The sequence below is a fragment of the Modestobacter muralis genome, from assembly GCF_010682105.1.
In the GTDB taxonomy this organism is placed as follows: domain Bacteria; phylum Actinomycetota; class Actinomycetes; order Mycobacteriales; family Geodermatophilaceae; genus Modestobacter; species Modestobacter muralis.
In genome coordinates, this window is record NZ_JAAGWH010000036.1 from 56,762 (window position 1) to 69,798 (window position 13,037).

13 protein-coding genes are annotated in these 13,037 nt (G+C 69.9%); 8 read left to right on the forward strand and 5 right to left on the reverse strand.

Translation table 11 applies throughout. From position 1 onward, the window contains the following. Positions 1-106: 106 nt before the first annotated feature. Entirely contained in the window at positions 107-1,504 is a 1,398-nt protein-coding gene (locus tag GCU67_RS13365; RefSeq protein WP_163611713.1) for a rhodanese-like domain-containing protein, read from the reverse strand. Positions 1,505-1,671: 167 nt separating this feature from the next. On the opposite strand from GCU67_RS13365, the gene GCU67_RS22465 reads away from it, so the two are divergent. From GCU67_RS22465 to GCU67_RS13380, 3 genes are all read left to right on the forward strand, one after another. After that, positions 1,672-2,028, forward strand: coding sequence for a rhodanese-like domain-containing protein (locus GCU67_RS22465; protein ID WP_338104997.1), 357 nt, complete (start codon positions 1,672-1,674; stop codon positions 2,026-2,028). Further along, positions 2,025-2,897 carry a sulfite exporter TauE/SafE family protein gene (locus GCU67_RS13375; protein ID WP_211661340.1) on the forward strand — a complete coding sequence of 291 codons (873 nt, stop codon included), beginning with the start codon at positions 2,025-2,027 and terminating at the stop codon, positions 2,895-2,897. Before GCU67_RS22465 ends, GCU67_RS13375 begins: the two co-directional genes overlap by 4 nt. Before the next feature lie 860 nt (positions 2,898-3,757). Continuing rightward, complete coding sequence (locus GCU67_RS13380) at positions 3,758-4,228, forward strand: DUF2243 domain-containing protein (RefSeq protein WP_338104998.1); 471 nt, start codon at positions 3,758-3,760, stop codon at positions 4,226-4,228. Positions 4,229-4,585: 357 nt separating this feature from the next. Here the strand turns inward: GCU67_RS13380 and GCU67_RS23035 are convergent, their stop codons facing one another. From GCU67_RS23035 to GCU67_RS13395, 3 genes are all read right to left on the reverse strand, one after another. Continuing rightward, the gene (locus GCU67_RS23035) at positions 4,586-4,837 is read right to left on the reverse strand and encodes a hypothetical protein (protein ID WP_420846353.1); all 252 of its coding nucleotides are present in this window, start codon (positions 4,835-4,837) and stop codon (positions 4,586-4,588) included. A 402-nt stretch (positions 4,838-5,239) separates the two neighbouring features. Further along, entirely contained in the window at positions 5,240-6,031 is a 792-nt protein-coding gene (locus GCU67_RS13390) for a cytochrome c oxidase assembly protein (protein WP_163611716.1), read from the reverse strand. 86 nt (positions 6,032-6,117) lie between these two features. Continuing rightward, positions 6,118-6,666, reverse strand: coding sequence for a DUF2243 domain-containing protein (locus GCU67_RS13395; protein WP_163611717.1), 549 nt, complete (start codon positions 6,664-6,666; stop codon positions 6,118-6,120). Positions 6,667-6,881: 215 nt separating this feature from the next. Here GCU67_RS13395 and GCU67_RS13400 point away from each other — a divergent pair, with 215 nt between their 5' ends. Together GCU67_RS13400 and GCU67_RS13405 are read left to right on the forward strand one after the other, a co-directional pair. Further along, positions 6,882-7,187, forward strand: coding sequence for a hypothetical protein (locus tag GCU67_RS13400; RefSeq protein ID WP_163611718.1), 306 nt, complete (start codon positions 6,882-6,884; stop codon positions 7,185-7,187). Beyond that, entirely contained in the window at positions 7,187-8,071 is an 885-nt protein-coding gene (locus GCU67_RS13405) for a sulfurtransferase (protein WP_163611719.1), read from the forward strand. The genes GCU67_RS13400 and GCU67_RS13405 overlap by 1 nt, the downstream gene beginning before the upstream one ends. Before the next feature lie 252 nt (positions 8,072-8,323). On the opposite strand, the gene ctaD is transcribed toward GCU67_RS13405, so the two are convergent. After that, a complete protein-coding gene (gene ctaD / locus GCU67_RS13410; RefSeq protein WP_163611720.1) occupies positions 8,324-10,075 on the reverse strand; it encodes an aa3-type cytochrome oxidase subunit I in 1,752 nt (583 codons plus the stop codon). A 513-nt stretch (positions 10,076-10,588) separates the two neighbouring features. Here ctaD and GCU67_RS13415 point away from each other — a divergent pair. From GCU67_RS13415 to GCU67_RS13425, 3 genes are all read left to right on the forward strand, one after another. Then, complete coding sequence (locus tag GCU67_RS13415; RefSeq protein WP_163611721.1) at positions 10,589-10,834, forward strand: hypothetical protein; 246 nt, start codon at positions 10,589-10,591, stop codon at positions 10,832-10,834. Then, complete coding sequence (locus GCU67_RS13420; RefSeq protein ID WP_163611722.1) at positions 10,831-11,667, forward strand: UTRA domain-containing protein; 837 nt, start codon at positions 10,831-10,833, stop codon at positions 11,665-11,667. Before GCU67_RS13415 ends, GCU67_RS13420 begins: the two co-directional genes overlap by 4 nt. A gap of 369 nt (positions 11,668-12,036) precedes the next feature. Next, positions 12,037-12,810: a hypothetical protein gene (locus GCU67_RS13425; protein ID WP_163611723.1), complete on the forward strand. Its 774-nt coding sequence runs from the start codon at positions 12,037-12,039 to the stop codon at positions 12,808-12,810. The last annotated feature ends 227 nt before the right edge of the window (positions 12,811-13,037 follow it).

Consider the following 13,037-nt stretch of genomic DNA (forward strand, 5'->3'; position numbering starts at 1 on the left):
GATCTGGTGGTGCGCTGTCTGCTGGACGTCGTTGTCTGCTGTGACATCGCGAGGTGACCAGAGCTCGGTCGTCCCACGAAGGGCCCCGCCTCAGGAGCAGGGGGTGTCAGCTGGGGGCGAGCCCCAGCTGGACGGCGCTGGAGTACTCGTCGTCGAGGTAGACAACGTCCCGGCCGGCCCGGTCGAGCAGGCTGGCGGCGATGGAGGCCCGGAACCCGCTGGCGCAGTGGACCCACAGGGTCGCCTCGGGGACCTCGTCGATGCGCTCGATGAGGCTGTGCAGTGGCACGTGCACCGATCCCGGGATCGCGCCGGCGGCCCGCTCGTCGTCGCGGCGGACGTCGAGGACCACCCAGGGGTGGCCGTCGTCGTGGCCGTGCCCGGGCTGGCCGGAGGCGGCCTGCTGGCGCTGGGCGAGGTCGGCGAAGTTCGCGGTCGGGTAGCTGCGCGGCCCGTCCTCCCCGGCCAGGGCCGCAACCGGCTCGGTGGAGGACCCCGCGGGGCGTTCGATGCCGATACGCACCAGCTGCCGCTGCGCGTCGGCGATCTGCTCAGGGGTGTCGGCGATCAGCGTCACTGGCGTCTCCCAAGGGATCAGCCAGCCCAGGTAGGTCGCGAACTGGGTGCCCAGGGCGACTGAGACCGAGCCGGACACGTGCGCGGCCGCGAACGTGCGGCGCTCCCGCAGGTCGACGATCCACTCGCCGGCGGCGATCCGCTTGCGGATCTCCTCGGGGTCGGTGACGTCGGCCGGGCTGAGGTCGGGCTCGCTGGGCCCCTGCTTGTTCCGGGCGCCCATGTGGGCGTAGTAGGCGGGGTACGCGTCCAGGCCGGCGAGCAGCCGGGTGACGAAGGTGTCCTCGTCGTCGGTGGTGAGCGCGTCGTTGACCTGCTTCTGCTCGCCGATCGTGCTGCTGTCCCCGCCGGTGGCCGAGCCCGAGGAGCAGAAGGACCCGAACCCGTGGGTGGGGTAGACGCGGGTCTCATCGGGCAGCTCGGTGGCCAGTCGGCGCGCCGAGCGGTACTGGTCGCGGGTGAGCCCCTCGGCGTCGGCCGGCCCCAGCAGGTCGGTGCGGCCCACGCTGCCGAACAGCAGCGACCCACCGGAGAACAGTGCCGGAGGTGTGCTGCCGTCGGGCTCGGACACCACGTAGGCGACGTGGCCGTGGGTGTGCCCAGGGGTGCCCAGGACGGCCACCTGCAGGGCGCCGACCTCGAGCTGGTCGCCGTCGACCACGGTGCGGTCCCCGACCGTGATGTCCTCTCCGCCGGGCACCACGTACGTCGCGCCGGCGGCGGCGGCCAGGGCGTAACCGCCGGTGACGTAGTCGTTGTGCCGGTGGGTCTCCACCACCAGCGACAGCGTCAGCGCACGGTCGGTGAGCAGCTGCTGCACCCGGTCTATGTCGCGCTGTGGGTCGATGACCAGCGCGGTGACACCGTCGTGCACCACGTAGCTGCGGTCTCCCAACGCGTCGGTGGCGATGACCTCGACCTCGAGCATCTGGGACCCCTCACTTGTAAATGTCCGTACCTAATGCTTGGATTGACCGTACATTAAGAAGTGGGCGGTTGCCAGGGGTCGCTCGGCCCTGCAGGAAGCGTGTGCGGCTGCCGCCGCCGGGCAGGCGCCCGCAGTCGTTTTGTGTCGTTCACCGGAGAGGACTTCCCGTGCCCGAGGCCAGCCCCCCGCTTGACCGTCTTCCCGACATCGACGCCGCAACTGCCGCCGCGCTGGTCGGTGCGGGGAAGGCCGTCCTCGTCGACGTCCGCGAGCCGGGCGAGTGGGTCGCGGGCCACGCCCCGGAGGCGGTGCACATCCCGTTGGGCGAGCTGCGCGCGGACTCCGTCCCAGGCGACCTGCCGGTCGTGGCGATCTGCCGTTCGGGCAACCGGTCGGGCAAGGCGGCGGACGCGCTGGCCGCAGCCGGCCGCCCGGTGCACAACGTGACCGGCGGGATGAAGGCCTGGGCCGCCGCCGGCCAGTCGGTGATCAGCGACAGCGGGGACCCGGGGACCGTCGCGTGATCATCGCCGCCACGATCGGCCTCGGGCTGCTGATCGGCCTCAGCCTGGGCGCCCTCGGGGGCGGTGGTTCCATCCTCACCGTTCCCGCGCTGGTCTACGTGCTGGGTGAAGACCCGCGGCAGGCCACGACCAGCAGCCTGTTCATCGTCGGGGTCACGGCGCTCATCGGGTCGCTGGGCCACGCGCGCAGCGGGCGGGTGAGGTGGGGGATCGGCTTGGCCTTCGGCGTGACCGGGGTCGCGGCCAGCTTCCTGGGTACGGCAGCCAACCGCCTGGTCGACCCCGACGTGCTGCTGTTGGCGTTTGCCGGGCTGATCCTGATCGCGGCCATCGCCATGCTGACCAAGAGCGGGCCCAACTCGTCCCCGCCCTCGGCGACCGCACCGGCGGCGGGCCCCGGCCGCCCAGCCGGTGCCCCGACGTCGACCGCCACCCTCCTGGCCCCCACGACCAGCCCGTCGGCAACCGGTCAGGTCAGTATCGGGTCCCGCGTTCTGCGCATGGCCAAGATCGCCGCCGCAGGCCTGCTGGTGGGCTTCCTGACCGGGTTCTTCGGCGTCGGGGGTGGGTTCGTCATCGTCCCCGCCCTCACCCTCGCTCTGGGGCTGTCCATGCCGTCGGCCATCGCCACCTCGCTGCTGGTCATCGCCATCAACTCCGGTGGGTCCCTGCTCGCCCGCGCTGGTACCGCCGACTTCGACTGGGCCGTGATCGCTCCCTTCACCTGTGCCGCCATCGCCGGATCCTTCGCCGGGAAGAAGGTCGCCGACCGGTTGTCGGCGAACACACTCACCCGTGCCTTCGCCGCCCTCTGCATCGCCGTGGCGATCTACGTCGCCACGTCCTCGCTCATGGCGCTGCTGGGTTAGACCCCCCAAGCAGTCGCTCGGGTGGTGGCCGGCCGCTCCCTCGAAGCCGCCGACGGCACTAGGTCCGCCGCGGCAGCCAGCGGTGGTCCCTTTAGCGACAGAACCGACTCGGCACCGGCGGCCTCATAGCAGGCAGCGTGCTGGCCTCCATCCGCTTCCCCCAAGGCCCGCTTCCTGGCCGGCGGCATCGGCACGGGCCTGACCGTTGACGCCCGCCCGCCCGGTCGCGAGCAGCACCCCGGCTGCGACCGCATCTGCGGCCTGCTCTTCGGCGACGCGGAGACCTGGGGCTACGTGCACACGTTGCCCGGCCTGGCCCGGGACCCGCGGGAGGTGCGCAGCGGCCGGCGCACCCGTCCATCAACACCGTTCTCGAACTGGACGGATTCACCGTGCGAGCCGTCGCGGTGGCACCGGGGGATGATGCCGGCGGTCGCCTACCGGATCAAAGCCGGTGGCCGGTCGCTGGGGATCAGCGGCGACGTCGGGGGCGCTTTCCCGCGATGGTCGAGTTGGCGCATGACGGTGACCTGTTGCTGCAAGACATGGCCTTGCCCGACCGCGAGGTGCCGCACGGGCAACTGCGGGCGACACCGAGCGAGGTAGCGCGAACCGCGGCCGAGGCGCGGTTCGGTGCCCTCGTGCTCACCCGCGTCAGGCCGGAACTGGAGAAAGGACGCGAGGCAGCGGAGCAGCTGATCCGTCAGCAGTACGAGGGGACGAGCTGTGGGCGGAGGACCTGCTCACCGAGCGCGCAGGGGTGTGAGCACTGACGATGTGCACTGGTCGCCCCGCCCCGCGGTGACAGAAGGCGGGAGGGCAGAGACGTGACAACGAGATCCCGAGATGCTCAGTCACAGGTGGGCGCGCCCAACCGCGGGCGCTCGATGATGGTCACGACGATCATCGGTTTCGCGGTGATGTCGGGCATCGACGAGATCGTCTTCCATCAGATCCTTGCCTGGCACCACTTCTACGACCGGTCAACCAGCGACGTGGCGCTGATGTCCGACGGGCTGCTGCACGCCGGCGAGCTGGTCCTGCTGGTCACCGGCTTCTTCCTGTTTGCCGACCTGCGCCGGCGGCACGCGCTGGCGCCCCGGTCGGCGTGGGCCGGTCTGTTCCTCGGTCTCGGGACCTTTCAGCTGTTCGACGGCCTGGTCGACCACAAGCTGCTCGGGCTGCATCAGGTCCGCTACGGCGTCGACCTGCTGCCCTACGACCTGGGCTGGAACATCGCCGGCGGCGTCCTGCTGCTGATCGGCGTGATCCTGGCTGTCCGCACCCGCGACGAAGGGCGCACCACCGCGCCCGCCGACCGCGCCGGCTGACGTGCACCACGAGCACGCGCCCGCGGCTGAGGAAGCTGCTGCCTGACACCCAACTGCGACCGTCGGACTGTCGGTCGCCGCCGTCGTGCTCTACGGGGCCGCGGCCATCCGCGCCAAGCGCCGAATGCAACGGCCGTCGAACCCTGTCAGGTCAATGGGCTGACGGTCGGGGTGCTCCAGGCCACCGTGGTCGTCTCCCCGCCCCCTTAACACTGACCTGGCCGCCAGCCATCGCTGATCGCTGGCTCGACGAGCGCGTCGTTTCCTCACCCGGCCACACCGCGGATCCCGGCCCCGGCGGTCCAGACTGCGGACACCCCGCATGGGACTGATCACGGGCGGGGCGAGGGGCCGGCGTCAGTGCTTGGCGTCGGTGACCGGCGGGGGATTGATCCTGCGCAGCAGTGGCATGCCAGGCCAGAAGCGGGGAGTGCTCGCTGCGTACTGCCGGTAGTCCGGGAACCGGGCGGTCAGCAACTGCTCCTCCCAGCGGGCCTTGCCGGTGAGCAGCAGCGTCAGGAGACCGGCTGGGAGCAGACGCGACCGCCCAGCGCTGAGCATCCGACCGACGGCGAAGACGAGCAGGCCGCTGTAGATCGGATGACGCACCGACGCGAACGGTCCGTCGTGGAGGAGCTCTGCTGCCTCGGTCGGCACTGGGGAAGGGGTGAGGCCTGGTCCCATGGCCCGGGCAGCCGATGCCGCCACCAGGAGGCCTGCTGCGCTCAGCAGTCGCCCGACCGATGCGCGGAGCGCGTGGCGGGGACGACGAGCCGGCCAGCCGAGCCAGACCAGCAGCACCGCCTGAGCCCCCACCGCCGTGCCCGCCAGCCGGTCCGAGGGGGCGGTGATCATCTGCCCCCCGAATCGGAGAGGGTGCTGCAAAGGCAGGCCAACCTGAGTCTGCTCCTCGCGATTGATGGTGCGCTTGCGTGTTCCTCTGTGTGGAGCGCTACCCGAGGCAGTGGATCTCACGCCCCAGTGCCGCGCGGGCAGCGACGGCCGCACTGGTCAGGACGGCGCGATGGTGCCCGGGGCGGTCCTGTCCAAGGAGGCTGCCCGTCGCCGCTCGTGGCGCAGCGCGCGACCACTGCGGCGGTACCAGCCCGCCAAGAGGGCCACGGCGAGCAGGACATCTATGAGGTCGCCTCCGTAGTACATCCACTGGGCGCCCAGTTGCACCTCCTCCACCGGGCCGGCCCCGGCCGGCAGGGCACGGGCGTACATGAGCTTGGCCAGGATGTTGTGGCCCCCCGCGACCACGATCAGCAGCACCACGCGCACGGTGACCGAGGGCCGGTGCGGCATCGGGTCGGGACTGACGAGCAGCCAGGACAGCAGACAACCGCTGAGGAACATGTGGGTGTGCACCAGCACGTGCAGCCACGCGTGGTCGTGCAGCGCACCGAACAGCGGCGTCAAGTAGAGCCCGTAGAGGGAGCCCACCTCGAGCACTGCCACGACCAGGGGCGTGGTCAAGACGCGCAGGAGTGGGCTGTGCAGGAACTCGAGCAGCAGCCTGCGTGGGGCGCCGGTCGGGCCCGGGACCACCGGCAGGGACCGCAGTGCCAACGTGACCGGCGCCGACAGGGCCAGCAGCAGCGGGGCGAGCATCACGGTCAGCAGGTGCTGGGCGACGTGGGCGGGGAAGTAGCCGGTCCGGTCGGCCAGCGGCGGGGTCAGGGCCACGGCCAGGCACAGCATCCCACCCAGTGCTGCCCAGGTCCGGGCGGCCGGCCAGGCGCCCCCGCGGCTGACCAGGCGTCTTCGGGCGAGGACGTAGAGGAGCGCGGCGATGCTCAACGGGAGGAGTGCAAGGACCCAGCCCGATGCTCCGCCGGTGCCCGTGTGCTCGTGCATGATCAATCGTTCGCCTGGTCGCAGCGCCCTTACCGACTGGCGGTCTGCCCGTGCTGCCCAGCGGTCTCGGGCACATCGACGCCCGGGCGGAGACTGATCGGCCGAGCCGAGCCGAACAGCAAGGCGATGCCCGCCAGGATGCCGATGGCGCCGGAGATGTTCCAGATCAGGTCGTAGGGCGCCAGGTTGACCCCGTAGCGGATCTCGTGCAGGTCCAGCACCTTGTGCTGGAAGAGCCCGTCGTAAACCTGGAAGGCGCCCCAACCCAGCAGGCCGCCGGCCAGGACTCGCCTGGGCACCGTGGCGCGACGGCGGTGCATGTCAGCGATGAGGAACCAGCCGACCACCAGTGCGATCCAACTCCCGGCATGGAAGAAGCCGTCGGACACCAGTCCGGCCGTGGGGGTGGACTTGTCATAGGAGTGGTGCCAGTGCAGCAGCTGGTGGAAGACGGTCTCGTCGATGAAGCCCGCCACGCCCACGCCGATGAGCAGCCCAGCGAGCACCGAGCGGCCTGGCAGTCCGCGCGAGGTGACGGCAGCGTGGGTGGAACTAACCTGGGACGACGCGTTGGACATGCTGACTCCTCTGTTCGCCAGTGGGTGCCCGAGCAAACGGTCCCGCAGCGGGCGGCCCTGCGCACAGCGCGGGTGTGGGAACGATCAGCGTCTGCTTCGCTTGGTCCGACGATAGCGAAAGAGATGAGGGGAGCAACTGCATGGCTGCACAGCGGCGCGCGCGCGATGACGGGCGTGTTCCCAGCGCGTCGGCGGCGAGGAGCGAGGTGGCCCGGATGCGGGAGGGCCTGGACCAGCTGGAGTCGCTGCTGAGGACCCTGGACACCGGTGGCGCCGCCGGCTCGCGGCAGCGGCCCGAGCGCTACTACCAGTTGCTCGTCGACGTATACGAGCGCGGACGGCACGGCGCCGACGCGGACTCCTTCGCCGCGCTGGGGCGGAACAGGGGCTATGACGCCCGCGGGCTCGGTGGCTTCTTCGTCGGTGCGCGGGCGCCGCTGCAGCGCATCGAGGGGCAGGTGACCCTGACCGTGGAAGGTCACCGACTCCTCGACGGTCACCTGACCGGACCGGTGCGGTGATGGAGGACCTCGCGGCCCGTCGCCGGCGGGTGCTGGTCGACGTCGACTGGGTGGCCGACCACCTGCGCGACCCGTCCCTCGTGCTGCTGGAGGTCGATGACCGCCCGGCGCTGTACCACCGAGGCCACGCACCGGGGGCTCAGCTCGTCGACTGGGCGGCCGACCTGCAGGACCCGGTCCGTCGCGACCTCCCGGGCCCGGAGGCGATGAAGGCGCTGTGGGAACGACTGGGGATCACGGCCGGCTCGACGGTCGTCTTCTACGGCGACCTGAACAACTGGCTGGCGGCCTACGGGTACTGGCTGTTCACCGCCTTCGGTCTGCCCGACGTCCGGCTGCTCGACGGTGGACGCCAGCAGTGGATCATGCGGGGGCTCCCCCTCACGGTGGACGTAACAGGACCCCGCGAGCGGGGCGGAGCGCCGGACCCCGTGCTGCACCAGGAGATGCGGGCCGGCCGCAACGACGTCGTGGCGGCCGCCCGCGGTGGGCATCTGGTCGACGTCCGCACTCCGCAGGAGTACTCCGGTCAGTGGCTCAGCGAGCCGGAGTTCCCCGGCGAGACGGCTCACCGCCCCGGGCACATCCCTGGCGCACGCAACATCCCTTGGGACCTCGCCGTGAGCCTGAATGGATGCCTCAGGCCCAGTGAGGAGCTGGCGGAGCTCTACGGTGCCGCCGGGCTGGTCCCCGATCAGTCGGTCATCACGTACTGCCGCATCGGTGAGCGCAGCGCGCACACCTGGATCGTGCTGCACGACCTGCTCGGGTACCGGCAGGTGCGCAACTACGACGGGTCGTGGACCGAATGGGGCAGCATGACCGGCATGCCGATCGCCCGGGGATCAGACCGCGGGGTCATGCCGGTCGACTTCACCGGATGAAGCGGTTGACCTGTGCGACGGAGGTCCGCGGGCCAGCTCCTTGGTCGTCCGACGACGGTCCCGGCCCTCCCGCAGTGCATGGGGTTTCCACCCTTGAGCGGAGGGGCCTTCCAATGCCGAAGACCCCGTGATCGTCCCGTCAGGTCGATGGCTGAGCAGCTCGCAGGAGACTTTCGTCCTGTCAGATCAAGCGTGGCGAAGAAGAACGCCCCGCCGGCCAGTGGCCGGCGGGGCGTTCTCCGTTGATCTGGATCAGGTCGGGTCGGGGTCGTTGGCCCCGGCCCGGCTGCCGCCGGTGAGGCCGGCCTCGGGGGCGTACGGCTCGTGCCGCTTGCCCGCGTGCGCCTCGACCTGCAGGCGGTCCTTCAGGTGCGGGTAGTGCAGCTCGAACGCCGGGCGCTCGGACCGGATCCGCGGGATCTCGACGAAGTTGTGCCGCGGCGGCGGGGACGACGTCGCCCACTCCAACGAGTTGCCGTGGCCCCAGGGGTCGTCGCGCAGCGCCGGACGGCCGTGCTTCCAGCTCTTCGCCACGTTGTAGATGAAGGGGATCGTGGAAGCGCCGAGGACGAACGACCCGATCGTGGAGATTGTGTGCATCGTCGTGAACTCATCGGTGGGCAGGTAGTCGGCGTACCGGCGCGGCATGCCCTCGTTGCCCAGCCAGTGCTGGATGAGGAACGTGGCGTGGAAGCCGATGAAGGTCAGCCAGAAGTGCAGCTTGCCGATCTTCTCGTCCATCATCCGGCCGCACATCTTCGGGAACCAGAAGTAGATCCCCCCGTACACGGCGAACACGACGGTGCCGAAGACGACGTAGTGGAAATGGGCCACGACGAAGTAGCTGTCGTTGACGTGCCAGTCCAGCGGCGGGCTGGCCAGCAGCACGCCGGTCAGGCCGCCGAGCAGGAAGGTGATCAGGAAGCCGATCGCGAACAGCATCGGGGTCTCGAACGTCAGCTGGCCGCGCCACATGGTGCCGATCCAGTTGAAGAACTTGATGCCCGTTGGAACGGCGATCAGGTAGGTCAGGAAGGCGAAGAATGGCAGCAGCACCGCACCGGTGGCGAACATGTGGTGAGCCCACACCGCCAGTGACAGGGCGGTGATCGCGATGAGCGCGAACACCATGCCCTTGTAGCCGAACAGCGGCTTGCGGCTGAACACCGGGATGATCTCGCTGATCATCCCGAAGAACGGCAACGCGATGATGTAGACCTCGGGGTGCCCGAAGAACCAGAAGAGGTGCTGCCACAGCATCGGCCCGCCGTTCTCGGCGGTGAAGACCTGCGCGCCGAGGTGCCGATCGGCCAGCAGCGCCATCAGCGCCGCGGTCAGGATCGGGAAGGCCAGCAGGATCAGGACGCTGGTGACCAGCGACGACCAGGTGAACAGCGACATCCGAAACATCGTCATGCCCGGCGCCCGCAGGGTGATGATCGTGGTGATGAAGTTGACCCCACCGAGGATCGTGCCCAGCCCGGAGACGATGAGCCCGGCGATCCATAGATCACCGCCGGCACCAGGGCTGTGGGCCTCGGTGGACAGCGGCACGTAGGCGTACCAGCCGAAGTCCGCGGCGCCACCCGGCGTCAAGAAACCGCTGAGCACCAGTGCAGCGCCGAAGAAGAACAACCAAAAGGAGAAGGCGTTCAGCCGCGGGAAGGCGACGTCGGGCGCGCCGAGCTGCAGCGGCATGATCAGGTTGCCGAAAGCGAAGAACATCGGCGTCGCGAAGAGCAGCAGCATGACCGTGCCGTGCATGGTGACCAGCTGGTTGTACTGCTCGGGCGAGAGGAACTGCAGCTCCGGGCGGGCCAGCTCGGCGCGCATGAGCAGCGCCATGAAGCCGCCGATCATGAAGATCGCGAACGACGTGACCATGTACATCAGGCCGATGGTCTTGTGATCGGTGGTCCGCAGGAGGCCGAGGAGCCGCGACCCCTTCTCGGCCTCGAGAGCTGGGCTCGGCCGGCTCACGATCGGTGCCGGAGCGATGGTCATGCGGTCTCCTTGCGAAGAGTGCGAGCGACTGGTCGGCGCCGGAACAAGATCACGATCGACTGAGCACGATGGCTAGCGTTGACGATAGCGAGAGCTCTGCTTCGAGCAACCCTGGGAGGGTGAACTGTCTGCCGGACTCGGTGTCGGCGCTCCTCGGCCGGGTGTAGTCGGAGCCGCGGGGCGGGAGCGGTCTCAATGTACGTACAGCGCTCCTCGGCGGACAAGGCGGCTAGCTTCCCCTGTCCGCAGAGAACGCCCAGTCCATCGAGCCGGTCCTGCAGTTGAACCAGATGGATCGCCTGCGGCCAGCCTCGGCCGTGCGGGCCGACCTGGCGTTGGCCGATTGATGAATGTACGGTCCAACCCACTGAGACGTCCGGACATTTACATGCCATCCTGGTGACTGTCAGAGTCAGCACAGGCGATGGCAGACATCGCGGTTGACGCGCTGGCACTCCTGCCTGTCCGGCTCACTTCAGCGGCTTTGCAGCCCCACCCAGACCAGGAGGATGCGTGCGGTTCCGTAGCAACAAGCGTGACCAGCGGAGCTGGCCCACGGGGCGAGCCGAGGTCGAGCTCTTCACCTTCTGGGAGAACGATCTCGCCGTCGGGTCGCCCTCGCCGCGGGATCCCGGCCTGATCGCGCACATGGTGCCCCAGCTCAACTCGACTGCGGCCCCGGCCAGCAGTTCGCTTAAGCCGTTGTGGTGGGCCCTGGGTATTGCTGGCGTGCTGATGCTGCTGGCGGTCGTCCTGTGAGCGATCTCGGAAGAGGTGCAGCTGGGCCAGCCAGCGCAGGAGGCTGGCGACCACTCGATCGCATTGGCGGCGTACCACTGTGGCGCCAGGTACTGGCCGATCTGCGACTGCGTCTCGATGCGGGCGAGTTCATCGAGGGCTTCCCTGGGGAGATGGATCTCGTAGGGCAGTACCAGGTCAGCCGACACACGATCCGGGAGGCGTTGCGATCCCTCCGAGCGGAGGGGGTTGTCTCCGCCGGCCGAGGGCGGAGGCCGCGGGTCGCAACCGGCGCGCTCATCGAACAGCCGACCGGAATCGTGTACTCACTGTTCGGATCGGTGGAGTCGGCGGGCTTGAGACAGGAGTCCAGGGTCCGGAAGCTCGATGTCCGCGCTGATGCGCTCGTGGCTGTCCGGCTCGGCTTGGAGGAGTCAACACCGCTGCTGTACCTCGAGCGGCTGCGCCTGGCCGAGGGCGAACCACTCGCCTTGGACAGGGTGTGGTTGCCGGCCTCCGTGGGAGAGCCCCTCCTGGGTGCTGACTTCACCCACACCAGCCTCTACGACCAGTTGATGGCCATGACCGGCATCTCCGTCACCGGAGGCGAGGAGACCGTTCGGGCGGTCATCCCAACCGCAGCCGAACACGCCGTGCTGAACATCGAGCCTCCGGCTGCCGCTTTCGCCGTGGAACGCACCGGCACCAGCCACGGCGTTCCGATCGAGTGGCGGCACACCCTCATCCGCGCAGACCGGTTCGCCCTGACCAGCGCCCTCGCAGCGACCCCGCGAAACGGCACCCGCGAAGACGCGGTGGACAAGCCACTGAGTCTGCTGCCCACCTACAGCTGAGCGGGCGGGGGGGGGGGGGGGGGGGGGGGGGGGGGGGGGGGGGGCACGCGAGCGTCGCAGTCCCCGCCTGGCCAGCGCCTGCGGTAGAGCCCGGTTCAGCGCGGGTGGGCTGATCGGCTCATTGAGCGGTTGGCCAGGACTGAGACTCGCGCCGACGTGGCCACCACCCGTTACGGACTCACTCAACTGACGGCGGTCGGGAATCGACGCCTTCAGGAGCGGCGCATCGGCGGCACCCGGTCAACAGCCGGTTAGCGCGTCTAAGGCGGGCCGGGGGGGCCGCCAGCGCTCACCGTCACCCCGGATGTCACCGCACCCGGGGTGACGGTTCATTGAACGTCTCCTCGGAGCGTCGACGGCATCGCACTGATGCCGGAGGCGCCACAGATGTTCCACGACCCCACGATCGTCGGCAGTTGGCCGGCGCTCACCGCCCGACTCGACGGCGATGCCGTCCTGACCCGATGGGCGACGACGGAGCCTGCACTCGCAGGGATCACCGGCGTCGCTGACCTCGTCGCTGCCTGCTCTGAGACCAGCGAGCACGAGCGCGGCAACGCCGTCCTCGGCGCACTCGTCCGCCTGGCCGCAGTCGACGGCGGACGTGACGACGATGCGCTGGACCTGCTGCTGCACCTGTTGAGCGGGCTGGTCTGGACGATGGCCCGGCAGTTGCGGGACCTGAGCCCGGACATCGTCGCCGTGGTTGTTGGTGAGCTCACCTGCCAGATCCGGCGCTACCCGTGGCAGCGCCGTCCGCGCGCGGTGGCTGCCAACCTGCGGGCCGAAACCCGTCGCGCGGTGCTCGCCGAACTGCGACCGCGAGACCGCCGCCACCCGGAACGCGGCGAGTTCCTCACCGTCGATGGTGACGTCACCCGGTTGATCCCTGCTGACCCGTGCGACGACGCCGAGGACGTCGACGTCGCCGACCTGCTGCAGTGGGCGGTCCGGTCCGGGGTGGACGCCGCGGACCTGGAGCTGCTGATCGCGACCGAGTGCGGCCGCGACCTCCAGCAGGGTGGCGACTCGAAGGTCGCCGCCGAATACGGCATCTCCACCCGCACGCTCTACCGCCGGCGGAACCGAACCATCGCCGCCCTGCGCATCGTCGCTCGGGACTACCTGGCGGCGGTCGCGTGAGCACCCCGCTGACTGCTCTCGAGAGCACGGGGTCGAGCGAGGGCCTCCATGCCGGTCACCCCGCCGAGGGGCGTCGCCCACTGGCCGTCGCCGAGGTGCAGCAGGCCTTGCGGGAACTGCGAGCAGGGCAGGTCACCCCCTGCGCCGGCGCGAGGGGTGACACCCCTCCCGAGCCTCAGACGCGCCGGGGTGACAGGACACCGGGGAGGCACCGGGCCGGGGGTGAC

What these genes read in the sequence shown, in the direction of transcription:
- GCU67_RS13365 (WP_163611713.1), bottom strand. Translation starts at nt 1,504, where the DNA reads ATGCTCGAGGTCGAGGTCATCGCCACCGACGCGTTGGGAGACCGCAGC.
- GCU67_RS13395 (WP_163611717.1), bottom strand. Translation starts at nt 6,666, where the DNA reads ATGTCCAACGCGTCGTCCCAGGTTAGTTCCACCCACGCTGCCGTCACC.
- GCU67_RS13400 (WP_163611718.1), top strand. Translation starts at nt 6,882, where the DNA reads ATGCGGGAGGGCCTGGACCAGCTGGAGTCGCTGCTGAGGACCCTGGAC.
- GCU67_RS13405 (WP_163611719.1), top strand. Translation starts at nt 7,187, where the DNA reads ATGGAGGACCTCGCGGCCCGTCGCCGGCGGGTGCTGGTCGACGTCGAC.
- ctaD (WP_163611720.1), bottom strand. Translation starts at nt 10,075, where the DNA reads ATGACCATCGCTCCGGCACCGATCGTGAGCCGGCCGAGCCCAGCTCTC.
- GCU67_RS13425 (WP_163611723.1), top strand. Translation starts at nt 12,037, where the DNA reads ATGCCGGAGGCGCCACAGATGTTCCACGACCCCACGATCGTCGGCAGT.